At 63.1% G+C, this 12255-nt stretch carries 11 protein-coding genes; 4 read left to right on the top strand and 7 right to left on the bottom strand.

Annotation, left to right across the window (positions count from 1 at the left end):
* Positions 1-11: 11 nt before the first annotated feature.
* A complete protein-coding gene (locus JL474_RS09745; protein ID WP_203141935.1) occupies positions 12-827 on the top strand; it encodes an SDR family NAD(P)-dependent oxidoreductase in 816 nt (271 codons plus the stop codon).
* 57 nt (positions 828-884) lie between these two features.
* Here JL474_RS09745 and JL474_RS09740 read toward each other — a convergent pair whose 3' ends face one another.
* Together JL474_RS09740 and JL474_RS09735 are read right to left on the bottom strand one after the other, a co-directional pair.
* Positions 885-1460: a DJ-1/PfpI family protein gene (locus JL474_RS09740; RefSeq protein ID WP_123633576.1), complete on the bottom strand. Its 576-nt coding sequence runs from the start codon at positions 1458-1460 to the stop codon at positions 885-887.
* Between the two features lie 506 nt (positions 1461-1966).
* Positions 1967-2860, bottom strand: a complete 894-nt coding sequence (locus JL474_RS09735; protein ID WP_203141934.1) for a metal-dependent hydrolase — start codon at positions 2858-2860, stop codon at positions 1967-1969.
* Between the two features lie 312 nt (positions 2861-3172).
* Here JL474_RS09735 and JL474_RS09730 point away from each other — a divergent pair, with 312 nt between their 5' ends.
* Genes JL474_RS09730 through corA form a run of 3 tightly spaced genes read left to right on the top strand, consistent with a single transcriptional unit; the run spans position 3173 to position 5858 of the window.
* Positions 3173-4279 (top strand): helix-turn-helix transcriptional regulator, encoded by a 1107-nt coding sequence (locus JL474_RS09730; protein ID WP_203141933.1) that lies wholly within the window; start codon positions 3173-3175, stop codon positions 4277-4279.
* A 56-nt stretch (positions 4280-4335) separates the two neighbouring features.
* Positions 4336-4737, top strand: a complete 402-nt coding sequence (locus tag JL474_RS09725; RefSeq protein WP_123633573.1) for an NINE protein — start codon at positions 4336-4338, stop codon at positions 4735-4737.
* Positions 4738-4781: 44 nt separating this feature from the next.
* A complete protein-coding gene (gene corA / locus JL474_RS09720) occupies positions 4782-5858 on the top strand; it encodes a magnesium/cobalt transporter CorA (protein ID WP_203142364.1) in 1077 nt (358 codons plus the stop codon).
* A gap of 15 nt (positions 5859-5873) precedes the next feature.
* Here corA and nirD read toward each other — a convergent pair whose 3' ends face one another.
* The 5 genes from nirD to JL474_RS09695 all read right to left on the bottom strand — a co-directional run bounded on the left by nirD (position 5874) and on the right by JL474_RS09695 (position 12239).
* A complete protein-coding gene (gene nirD / locus JL474_RS09715) occupies positions 5874-6242 on the bottom strand; it encodes a nitrite reductase small subunit NirD (RefSeq protein ID WP_203141932.1) in 369 nt (122 codons plus the stop codon).
* A gap of 41 nt (positions 6243-6283) precedes the next feature.
* On the bottom strand, positions 6284-8797 hold the full coding sequence (nirB, locus tag JL474_RS09710) for a nitrite reductase large subunit NirB (protein ID WP_203141931.1): 2514 nt from the start codon (positions 8795-8797) through the stop codon (positions 6284-6286).
* 24 nt (positions 8798-8821) lie between these two features.
* Entirely contained in the window at positions 8822-10033 is a 1212-nt protein-coding gene (locus JL474_RS09705) for an NAD(P)/FAD-dependent oxidoreductase (protein WP_203141930.1), read from the bottom strand.
* Positions 10034-10300: 267 nt separating this feature from the next.
* The gene (locus JL474_RS09700; RefSeq protein WP_236012180.1) at positions 10301-11236 is read right to left on the bottom strand and encodes an ABC transporter ATP-binding protein; all 936 of its coding nucleotides are present in this window, start codon (positions 11234-11236) and stop codon (positions 10301-10303) included.
* 25 nt (positions 11237-11261) lie between these two features.
* The gene (locus JL474_RS09695) at positions 11262-12239 is read right to left on the bottom strand and encodes an ABC transporter permease (protein WP_123633567.1); all 978 of its coding nucleotides are present in this window, start codon (positions 12237-12239) and stop codon (positions 11262-11264) included.
* Positions 12240-12255: the final 16 nt, after the last annotated feature.

Genomic DNA, 12255 nt, shown 5'->3' with positions numbered 1-12255 from the left:
AGGATGACCCGATGAAAGAACTCCAGAATAAAGTCGCCGTTGTGACTGGCGCCGGCTCCGGCATTGGCCGGGCCCTGGCGGCCAAGCTGGCCAGCCGCGGCTGCCGCCTGGCCCTGTCTGACGTCAACGAAGCCGGGCTGAAGGAAACCGCAGCCGCTTGCAGCGCAGTGGAAGTCAAAACATACAAGCTGGACGTCTCCGACCGGGATGCCATTTACGCCCACGCCGAGGAAGTGGCCCGGGATTTCGGCCAGGTGAACCTGGTGATCAACAACGCCGGCGTGGCCCTGTCGGCGTCGGTCCGCGAGATGACCGATGAGGATTTCAAGTGGATCATGGATATTGATTTCTGGGGCGTGGCCCACGGGACGCGAGCGTTCCTGCCGCACCTGATCAACTCCGGCGATGGGCATGTGGTCAACATTTCCAGTGTTTTCGGTCTGATTGGGGTGCCCAAGCAGAGTGCCTACAACGCCGCCAAGTTTGCGGTGCGCGGCTTCACCGAAGCCCTGCGCCAGGAGATGGCGCTGGAGAACCAGCCGGTGACCGTCAGCTGCGTGCACCCGGGCGGCATCAAGACCAACATTGCCCGGGCCGCGCGCATGGGCAAGTCGGAGAACGCCGAAGCCCAGCGCAGCGGCTTTGACAAGCTCGCAATGACCACACCGGAAAAGGCGGCGAACATCATTGTGCGCGGAATCGAAAAGGACGAGTCCCGCATCCTGGTGGGGCCGGACGCCTGGGGTATCGAAGTGCTCAACCGTGCCCTTGGCGCCGCCTACCAGCCGCTGGTCGCGCGCTTCTCGCGCAAGAACCTGTACGTCTGAACGGCACTCAATACAGGCCGGGTGAGTGTTCACCCGGCCTGGTCAGGGCCTGGTGCATTACAATGTAATCTTCGCGCCCATGACCTCCAGGAACTTGGCGATCCAGGCCGGATGCGCGGGCCAGGCCGGCGCCGTGACCAGGTTGCCGTCCACGTGGGCTTCGTTCACCTCGATGGACTGATACTGGCCGCCAGCCCCGGTGACTTCCGGCGCGCAGGCGGGATAGGCGGAGCAGTCCCGGCCTTCCAGTACGCCCGCGGCTGCCAGCAGCTGGGCGCCGTGACAGATGGCGGCGACCGGTTTGTTGGTTTCGAAGAAGTGCCGTACCACTTTCAGCACGTCCTCATTCAGGCGCAGGTATTCCGGCGCTCGACCGCCTGGAACCACCAGTCCGTCATAGTCCGATGGATTGATGGCCGCAAAGGTGGCGTTCAGCGCAAAGTTGTGGCCGGGTTTTTCCGAGTAGGTCTGGTCGCCTTCAAAATCATGGATGGCGGTGCGGACGGTCTCGCCGGACTTCTTGTCCGGGCACACGGCATGGACTTCGTAGCCTACCGCCATCAGCGCCTGGAACGGCACCATCACTTCATAATCCTCGACATAATCGCCGACCAGCATTAGCAGACGTTTCATGTTCGACTCCCTCCTGTTGGCATGATCCGATTCAATCCGGACGAACCTTAAACCTTCACCCAAAGCGGGGTTCTGTCAAATGAACCTTTGTCGTAGAGCAATCGAAAAATGAGGGTGGGTTCAGTGGAGGTGGCAATGACCTTGGGAGTCTGAAACCAATGGAGGCCATCGCTTCCGTCACCTAAGAGGGCCGTCCCTGGCCGCTTATGTGACGAGGACGTCCTGTCCTCTGCTCCAGCGATGGCCTCCATTGGTTTCGATCGGGCCTCGTGCAGAACGTCGATGGTGCACGGACAGCGATCAGGACCTCGGAGTGAATGATGGCGCCTGGCGGCGCCTCAGAAGCTGAAGCATCGGCTACATGTTGGGGAGCTTCGTAAATGTAGCCGATGCTTCAGCTTCGGAGCTGTCCGCAGGACAGCCGGTGTTATCCCGAGCATGTCGACCATGCCCCAAAAAAAAGCCCGCTCAAAGGCGGGCTCGAACGGGCAGGCAAGGACTTCGGATTACTGCAGGGTCCGGCGGTTACCGTTGCGGTATTGCGGCGCGATGTACTCGGCCACCTCGGACTTGAAGCGGGCGATCAGCTCGCTGTTGTCGTGCTCCCAGGGATGGAAACCGGGCTTGAAGTATTCCAACCAGGTGGGGATCAGGCTGGAGAAAACGCCATCGGTGCCCCACATGCGCCACATCCCTTTACCCACGTCTTTCAGTGAGAAGCCGCGCTTGTCGTTCCACATCATGCGGGCGGTGAAGTAGGTGGTCATCACGCCCAGCAGCGCGGTGCTCAGGATCTGGTAGAACGAGCGCTCCAGGTAGGTGCCGCCCACTTCCTGGAACACGTCGTAGGTCACCGCCTTGTGCTCGGTTTCCTCGATGGCGTGCCAGACCCACAGCGGGCGCATGGTTTCGTGCATGTCTTCGCGCACGTCGTCACGCTCGAGCAGCATGTCGGCCATCATGGCGGTCATGTGCTCCAGGGCACAGGTGATGGCCAGCTGGTGGCGCTTGGGGAGGCGCTTGCCGAAACCGTCCAGCAGTATGCGCAGGTGGTGTTCCATGTCTTCCACCGGCATGTCCTGGTCGCGCACGTGCTGGTTCATGGCGATGTGTTCCAGCGAGTGCATGGCCTCCTGGCCGATAAAGCCGGCGACTTCTTTCTTCAGGGCCGGATCGGTGATCTGGTCCCGGTAGTAGCGTACGGAGTCGACGAAAAATTGCTCGCCCTGGGGGAACAGGACCGACAGCGCGTTCATCATGTGGCTCAGGAACGGGCTGTTGTCGAGCCAGTAACGGGGTACCTGGTCACCGAACTCGAAACCCATGCGCTGGGGTTTGATGTCCACATGGTCGGGTTTACGAACGGCTGCCTTTTTGTTTGCGATCGCTGTTCTCAGCATGGATCCTCCTATGCGCCAAACGTCGGGGCGCTCATGGCTCAGACTTGCGTCGGTGATGGTGGTGAATGACGCAAGCCGCGATGTCATGGGGCCAGTCTGTGGGGTGCAAGCGATTTCGGCCATGCGCAAACGGGACGGCCGCCGTGGATGATGGGACACACGGGCGTTTTTGCGGGCCTGAATTGACCGGAACGACAGGATTTTCGGGCGCTACGCCAAATAGTGGGGGGTCGGTGCATCTGGTAGCATCGACCTATGCCGTCGGCCCGCCATGGGCCGAGTCCCCCCGAGTCAATCGAAGAAGGAAACAGGATGGCCAAGGTGAGTGCGGATCGAGAGCGCCAGATGCTGGGGCTGTTCCTGTTGCCCGGCGTGTATTTGCGTGTCCTGGGGGATACCGTCAAGCGCCTGGGGTTTGACGACCGGCCTCTGTACGAAGGGCTCAGCTTTTCAAAGACCGATCTGCAGGCGGCCGACAGCCGGGTGTTTGTGACCGACGCCGTGATCATGGCCGATCGCGCGGTGGCGCTGGCCGGTCAAAAGGGGCTGAGCTTTGCCCTGGCCCGGGAGCTGCGGGTCACCATCCACGGCACCCTGGGCTTTGCGGCACTGACCAGCCCAACCGTCGGCGGCGCGCTGGATTCCGTGCGTCGTTACCTGCAGCTGCGGGCGCCGTTCCTGAGCATGATCATGCGGGACACCGGCGAGCACGTGCTGGTCCAGTTGAAAGCAGAATTCGAAGTGCCCTCCCTCTACCACTTCCTGGCGGAAACCGTGATGGCGACGCTGGTGTTGCTGGCGGAACAGCTGGTGGACCACGCCAGCGGCGAGGAGCTGGGGTTCGAATTGCGCAATGGCAAGCTGCCCGGCGTCTCGGCGCGATTGTCCTGCCCGGAGCCCGCCTACTATCGGGATTTCGCCCACCAGTTGCCGATCCGTTTCGATTACAGCGCGGATTCGGAGATGCTGATTTTCCCCAAGCGTTTCCTGGATATCCGCATGCGCCTGGCGGACGCCGATGCGTCGGATATGGCGCGCAGCCAGTGTGAATTTGAATTGCAGAAAGCCCTGAAAGAACAAGGGGACATCGTCATCGCCATCCGCAACATGCTGCATGTGATGCCCGGCCCGCTGCCGTCGCTGGAGGACATGGCGGAGCGCTTCTGCGTGTCGTCGCGCACCCTGAAACGCCGGCTGGCGGATCGGGAGACCACCTACCGTGAAATTGTCGAAGCGGTCCTCAAGGATCGCGCCATCCAGCTGCTGCGCTACACGAATCAATCGATTAGCGAAATTGCCTACGAGCTGGGTTATGCTGATCTTTCAAACTTCAGTCGCGCTTTCCGCAAGTGGACCGGCAAGTCGGCGAGCGAATTCCGCGAGGACGGGCCGGACCCGGCGCCGGAACTCGGGCCCTGAGCCCCGGTCTGCAAGTGTGACTGATCGAGACACCTCATCTGGCTGGAGAGGCACGCATGCCGCAGACGGACACGCACAGCAAGCTGTTTGGCTATCTGCTCTGGATTTTCGGGTTCCTGGGGTCGCACCGTTTCTACTACGGCAAGCCGGTCACCGGGACCATCTGGTTTTTCACCCTGGGTCTGTTCTTCATCGGCTGGATCATCGACCTGTTCCTGATTCCGTCGATGGACCGGGAAGCCGATTTCCGCTTCCGCGGCGGCGATACCAGCTACAACATCGCCTGGCTGCTGCTCACCTTCTTGGGAGCGTTCGGTGTTCATCGCATGTACATGGGCAAGTGGATCACCGGTGTGATCTACCTGCTGACCCTGGGACTGTGCGGTCTGGGGGTGCTCTATGACTTCTGGACGCTGAATGACCAGATCTCGGTGAAGAACGCGTCCATCATGGACTGATTCGTGGTCGATGTTCCGGTAACCGAACGGGAGCGGTCAGCGTGATGAGCTACTTTCGCAAGCATTACCACGAACCGGGCACGGCGCCGGGCACGCTGGTCCAGCGGAGTCCGGCAACGACATCGCCCCTATCGATGCATCTGACGGACTACACCGAGGAAGGCGTCGAGGAGCTGGATCTGGACGCCGTGCAGGATTGCGTCCGCTACCTGGAACGCGACTCCAAGACCTGGGTGCAGATCAACGGCGCCGTCGGCCCGGATACCTTGCGCCAGTTCGGGGACCTGTTCGGTCTGCATGATCTCGCCCTGGAGGATGTCCTCAACGCGGGCCAGCGGCCAAAGATCGAGTCGTACGACCAGCAGCTCTTCGTCACCGCGGCCTTCCCTCGACTGAACGACGGCAGTCTGGAAATCGTCCAGATCAGCCTGTTTGTGGGCGAGAATTACCTGATCTGCTTCTGTCCGCTGGCCGAGGACCCGTTCGATCCCATCCGCAAACGGATACGCCAGCCGAACGGCCGGCGGTTTACTTCCCGGGGTATCGACTACCTGCTCTACGCGCTGCTCGACTTCATCGTCGATTCCGGTTTTCCCGTCCTCGAGTCGTTCGGCGACGATCTGGAAGTCCTGGAAAGCGAGTTGCTGGCCCATCCGGACCGGCAGACGCTGGCGGCCATCCACCGCCTGAAGCGGGAGCTGTTGCTCATGCGGCGGATACTCTGGCCCCAGCGCGAGATGATCGCCAGCGCCATGCGGACCGAGGACCATCGAATCAAGCCGGAGACCCTGGTGTACCTGAGGGACTGCATGGACCACAGCGTGCAGATCATCGAGCTGCTGGAAAGCTTCCGGGACATGGCCACCAGCATGCTGGACCTGTACCTGTCGGCGATCAGTAACCGGACGAACGACACCATGCGGGTGCTGACCATCATCGCCACCATCTTCATACCGTTGACCTTCATCGTCGGCGTCTACGGTATGAACTTCGGGAACCCGGACAACCCCTGGGCGATGCCGGAACTGTACGCTCGCTATGGCTACCCCCTGGTGTGGGGCGTCATGATCGTCATGACCGGGGCCCTGGTCTGGTACTTTCGCCGCCGCCGCTGGCTGTAGCGGCGGCAACGGGCATCAGGCGGCTGTGGTCCGGCGCTGGGACGCCGGCACCTTCAGGCGCACCCGGTCGCCGTCCAGCAGGGCCGGATAGACCTTCACCCGCACGGATTCGTCTTCCATGCAGATGCCGGTGCGCAGGCTGAAGTGCTGCTTGTACAGCGGCGACGCCACCACCGGTTCCCCTTTCAGATCGCCGGTAATGCCCCGGGCCAGCACGTTGGCGCCGCTGAACGGGTCGGTGTGGCTGATCGCGAACAGGGCCGGCAGGTGATGCGGCAGGTAGAACACCGCCACCGGGCCGGCTTCGGTCCAGACCGCGATGCCGGACTCCGGCACCAGATCGTCCACCGTGCAAACGGCTTCCCAGTTGTTGTGTGCAGTCATGGTGCTTGCTCCTTCCATAAAATGCCGGCCGATGATCGACCTCAGGCGATGTCGGCGTTGGCCAGCGGACGGCGCTGGTCGCGCTCGGTGGTCCAGTGCTGTACCGGGTCTTTCTTCTCCGGCGCGTTGACGAACTCGCGGAACCGTTTGCGCTTCTCCGGATCCTCCACGGTGGTCTTCCACTCGCACTGGTAGGTGCCGATGATGGCCTGCATGTGGGCTTCCAGTTCCTCGCCCAGGCCCAGGCTGTCGTCCAGCACCACCTCTTTCAGGTAGTCCAGGCCGCCTTCCAGGTTCTCCAGCCAGACGCTGGTGCGCTGCAGGCGGTCGGCGGTGCGCACGTAGAACATCAGCACCCGGTCGATGGTGCGGATCAGTTCGTCATCGGACAGGTCGGTGGCGAACAGGTCCGCGTGGCGCGGCCGCATGCCGCCGTTACCGCAGACGTAGAGGTTCCAGCCGTTCTCGGTGGCAATCACGCCGATATCCTTGCTCTGGGCCTCGGCGCATTCCCGGGTGCAGCCGGAGACGGCGAACTTGAGCTTGTGCGGGGAGCGCAGGCCCTTGTAGCGTTCTTCCAGCCGGATGGCCATGCCCACACTGTCCTGCACGCCGTAGCGGCACCAGGTGCTGCCGACGCAGGATTTCACCGTGCGCACCGATTTGCCGTAGGCGTGGCCGGTCTCGAAGCCGGCGGCGATCAGCTTTTCCCAGATCTCCGGCAACTCGCTCAACGTGGCGCCGAACAGGTCCACCCGCTGGCCGCCGGTGATCTTGGTGTAGAGGTTGTATTCCTTGGCCACTTCACCCAGCACGATCAGCTTGTCCGGGGTGATTTCACCGCCCGGTATGCGCGGCACGATGGAGTAAGTGCCGTTCTTCTGCATGTTGGCCATGAAGGTGTCGTTGGTGTCCTGCAGGGGCACGTGGTCGGTGGCCATGATGTGCTCGTTCCAGCAGGTGGCCAGGATCGAGGCGACCGCCGGTTTGCAGATGTCGCAGCCGTGGCCCTTGCCGTACTGTTTGATCAGGCTGTGGAAGGTGCGGATGCCGTTGACCTTCACCAGGTGGAACAGCTCCTGGCGGCTGTAGGGGAAGTGCTCGCAGATGTCCTTGCTGACCTCCACGCCACGCTTTTCCAGCTCGTTGTCCACCACGGACTTGAGCAGGGCCGCGCAGCCGCCGCAGCCGGTGCTGGCCTTGGTCTCGCCCTTCACCGCGCCGAGGTCCGTGCAGCCGGCGTCGATGGCGCCGCAGATGTCGCCCTTGCTGACGTTGTGGCACGAGCAGATCGAGGCCGTCTCCGGCAGCGCATCCGGGCCCAGTGCCGGGGCGCCGCCCTCGGAGACCGGCAGAATCAGGCTTTCCGGGTTCTTGGGCAGGTCGATGCCGTTCAGCGCGTATTGCAGCAGCGTGTCGTAGGGCCCGTTGTCGCCCACCAGGATGGCACCCAGCAGTTTCTTGCCGTCTTCGCTGATCACCAGGCGGCCGTAGGTGCCGGCCTGCTCGTCGTTGAAGCGGATGTTGCGGGCGCCCGGCGTGGCACCGTGGGCGTCACCAATCGAGCCCACATCCACGCCCAGCAGCTTGAGTTTGGTGCTCATGTCGGCGCCACGGAAGCCGGCTTCCGCGTCCTGGTTCAGGCGCGCCGCCAGCGTGCGGGCCATGGTGTAGCCCGGGGCCACCAGGCCAAAGATGCGGTTGTCCCACAGCGCGCACTCACCGATCGCGAACACCTGCGGGTCGGAAGTGGTGCACTGGTCGTCGATGACGATACCGCCGCGCTCGCCGATCTCGAGGCCGCTGGACCGGGCCAGGGTGTCCTGCGGGCGGATGCCGGCGGAGAACACGATCAGGTCGGTTTCCAGGTGCGTGTCGTCGGAGAAGTTCATGCGCAGACGGGCTTCCTCCCCCGGCACGATAGCGGTAGTGGCCTTCTCGGTATGCACCTGAACGCCCAGTTCCTCGATCTTGCGCTTGAGCAGCGCACCGCCGTCGGCGTCCAGCTGCACCGGCATCAGGCGCGGGGCGAATTCCACCACGTGGGCTTCCAGGCCCAGGCTCTTGAGGGCGTTGGCCGCTTCGAGTCCCAGCAGGCCGCCGCCAACGACGACGCCGGTTTTCCTGCCTTCGGCGCTGGCGCGAATGGCGTCCAGATCCGCCAGGGTGCGGTAGACCAGGCAGTGGTCCCGGTCGTGGCCGTCGATGGGCGGGACGAACGGGTAGGAGCCGGTCGCCAGCACCACCGCGTCGTAGGTGTATTCCCCCTTGGGGGTCAGGACTTTGCGGTTATCCCGGTCCAGTTCGGTCACCGGCTCGTCCAGGTGCAGGGTCAGGCCTTTGGCGGCGTAATCCTCGGCGGTGCCCAGCGCCAGGTCAGCGTGGGTGGAACCGCCGAAGTACTCGGACAGATGGACCCGGTCGTAGGCGATCAGCGGTTCCTCGCCGAACACGTGGATGTCGTAGTCCGCGGCGGCGGGCGTCTCTGCAAACTGTTCGAGAAAGTGATGGCCAACCATGCCATTCCCGATCACGATCAATGTTTTGTTTGCCATGGTCTGTCTCTCTCTGTCTGTCCGTCAGGCGTCGCAGTACGCGGCGCCAAAAGCGAGTTGCTGCCGGTAGGCCGACAGGTCCCGCTGTTGCTGAAGTTGGTCGAAATACCACGGGCCATCCTGGGTCTCGCCAAACAGGACGGCGCCCGCCAGGCGGTTATTCCGCAGCAGGAGGTGGCAGTAACGGGCGGATTCGTGGTCCTGCCAGATCACGGATTCGGTGTCCGGGCCGGGCTGGGCCTGGCCGCAGGAGAAAATGGGGATGCCGCTGATCTTGAGCCGGGTGGCGACGTCGCTCGGCTCGAACCGCTCGGCGTCGCCGCACAGCACGCCCGCCAGGATCTCGGCCTGCTGGTAGCCAGGCTCCACCAGCCCGAAGGTGTGCTCACCCAGCTGGCAGCATTCGCCGAGGGCGTAGACGTTGTCCCGGCTGGTGCGCAACTGGTGGTCGACACAGATGCCCCGTTCACAGTCGAGACCGGCCTCGCGGGCCAGTTCGGCATTGGGGGTAATGCCGGCGGCCAGGACCACCAGGTCGGTGCTGACGAGGGTTTCGTCCGACAGCTCCACCGCCCGAACCCGGCGCTGGCCCACCAGGCTGCGGGGGGATTCGCCGGTAATGCTGTGAATGCCGCGGGCTTCCAGTGCCTCGCCGAGCAGTTCCCCGGCGGTGGCGTCGAGCTGGCGGTTGAGCAGGTAGGGGCTGCGATGAATCACGGTGACCGCCATGCCCTGCTGGCTCAGTCCTTCTGCGGCTTCCAGTCCCAGGAAGCCGCCACCGATGACGACGGCACGACGGTATTGAGCGCTCATGGCCAACAGCTGCTCGGTGTCACGGATGTCGCGGAAGGTCACCACGCCTTCCAGGGATTCCCCCGGGAGCGACAGCGACGAGGGCCGTGCGCCGGTGGCGATGACCAGATCGTCGTACCCGAAGGTGCGGCCATCCTCGACAGTCACCTGCTTTGAGTCGGTATCCAGCCGGGTCACCCGGGTGTTTGGATGCAGGCGGATCCGGTGGGCACGGAACCAGTCCAGCGGTTGCAGGGTGATGGCGTCCAGGCTGGCTTCGCCGGCCAGCACCGAGGACAGCAGCACCCGGTTATAGGCGGGCACGGCTTCGGCGCTGAGCACGTCGATGCGGGTGTACGGATGATCGGCACGGGCCACCAGTCGCTCCAGCAAACGCTGGGCCACCATGCCGTGTCCAACCACCAGTAATGTGCGTTCTGCCATGGGGTGCTCGACCTTTTCCCGCCAACAAAAAAAGCCGGAGCATCTTCCCCTTGCGGAGAGCGATGGTCCGGCGTCAGTGCCAACAACGATGTTTGATGGTCCGATCAATCCCTGATCGGGCAAGTCGTCCTGTCTTATCTAAAGCGATTACCGTGCCAGTCTTTCTGTGACCATAAAATCAGCGGGTTACGCGATTTTCCGTGATTTCCCACTCGTTTTACCTGCCCAGCTCTGGTTCGGAACGACTTCAAAACGCACTAAAAGCGATCAGTCCTGCACCGCTGTCGCGACCGGCTTTTTCGTTTTTGCCGAGGTTGACTGCGGTTCAGGTGCTTTCACTTCGACCGGCGATTCGGGGGCAGTCGAATCCGCCTCTTCGGTCGGTGTGGATGCCTGAGGGGCCTTGTCGCCCTTTCCCGGGAAACGCTGTTTTTCATACAGGAAGCGCAGCACGGCCTGGCGGTAGTGAACGTATTGATCGTCATCCGCCAGGGTGACCCGGTTGCGCGGGCGTGGCAGGTCGATGGTCAGCTCTTCGCCCACCGTCGCCGCCGGGCCGTTGGTCATCATCACGATGCGGTCCGACAGCAGCACGGCCTCGTCCACGTCGTGGGTGATCATGATCACGGTGCTGTTCAGGTCCTGCTGGATCTCCATCAGGGCATCCTGCAGGTGGGCGCGGGTCAGGGCGTCCAGCGCGCCGAACGGTTCGTCCATCAGCAGGACGCTGGGGCGCATGGACAGGGCCCGGGCGATACCCACCCGCTGGGCCATGCCGCCGGAGATCTCGCCGGGGCGCTTGTCCTGGGCGTGGGCCATGTTGACCAGTTCCAGGTTGTGGATGATCCAGTCCTGGCGCTCGCGTTTGGTCATGCTCTTGCGGAAGACCTGCCGCACGGCCAGCTCCACGTTCTCGTAGACCGTCAGCCAGGGCATCAGGGCGTGGTTCTGGAACACCACCGCCCGCTCCGGGCCGGGCGTGTTGACCTCGTGGCCGTCCAGCACGCAGCCGCCCTGGCTGGCCTGCAGCAGGCCAGCGACGATGTTCAGGACCGTGGACTTGCCGCAGCCGGAATGGCCGATCAGCGACACGAACTCGCCCTTGCGGATTTTCAGGTTGATGGTGTCCAGCGCCTGGAACGGACCCTGCGGGGTGTCGAAGCTCATGCTGACGCCGGTGAGTTCAAGATGCGATTTGCTCATGGTCGGTCTCCTCGAGAGTCCGTGTTTATTCGTCCCAGGCAACTTTGCGCTGGATCATCAGCATGATCCGGTCCAGCACATAGCCGATGAAGCCGATGGCCAGCACGGCCACCATGATGCGGCTCAGGGAGTCGCTGCTGCCGTTCTGGAACTCGTCCCAGACGAATTTCCCCAGACCGGGGTTCTGGGCCAGCATCTCGGCGGCGATCAGCACCATCCAGGCGATGCCCAGGGAGACTCGCAGGCCGGTGAAGATCATCGGCACGGCCGCCGGCAGGACCACCTTGCGGGCGTGGGTCCAGAAGGGCAGACGCAACACCTTGGAGACGTTGACCAGATCCGGATTGACCTGGGCCACCCCCGTGGCGGTGTTGATCAGTGTGGGCCAGAGGCTGCACAGGGTGACGGTGACCATCGAGGTGATGAACGACTTCTCGAACATCGGGTCGTCACTGACGTAGGTGGCCGAGACCACCATGGTGACCAGCGGCAGCCAGGCCAGCGGTGAGACCGGTTTGAAGATCTGGATGATCGGGTTGGCCGCTGCCGCAAAGTAGCGATTGAGGCCGATCATGATCCCCAGCGGTACCGCGATGATCGTGGCCAGGAAAAACCCGGCCAGCACGGTCTTCAGGCTGGTGAAGATCTGGTCGATGAACGTCGGTGCCCCGGGATAGGGCCGGATTCGGGTTTCTGCATCCGGGTTGTCGGCAAGGATGCGCGCGTTGCGCTTCTCCTGCATCTCGACGTAGCGGTCCGCCCGATCCTGTTCGTTCTGGTGTTCCTGCCACAACTGACCGGCCTGTTCATAAACGTTGGCCGGGGTCGGGAAATTGCCCAGCGACGTGTTGATCTGGGGCGCGACCAGTTGCCAGGCAATCAGGAATAACGCGATGCCCAGCACCGGCAGGGTCACCGACTGCAGCAGTGCCTTGCCGGTGACGTCCGGATAGCGGCGTCGGATCAGCTGCAGCAGTGGATTGGTGGACGTTAGCGTGCTCATGGTTTGTCTCCCGGGA

This window comes from Marinobacter mangrovi (genome assembly GCF_016798325.1).
Classification (GTDB): Bacteria; Pseudomonadota; Gammaproteobacteria; order Pseudomonadales; family Oleiphilaceae; genus Marinobacter_A; species Marinobacter_A mangrovi.
Note: the sequence above shows the minus strand (reverse complement) of the source record. Positions and strands in the feature narration are given on the sequence as shown.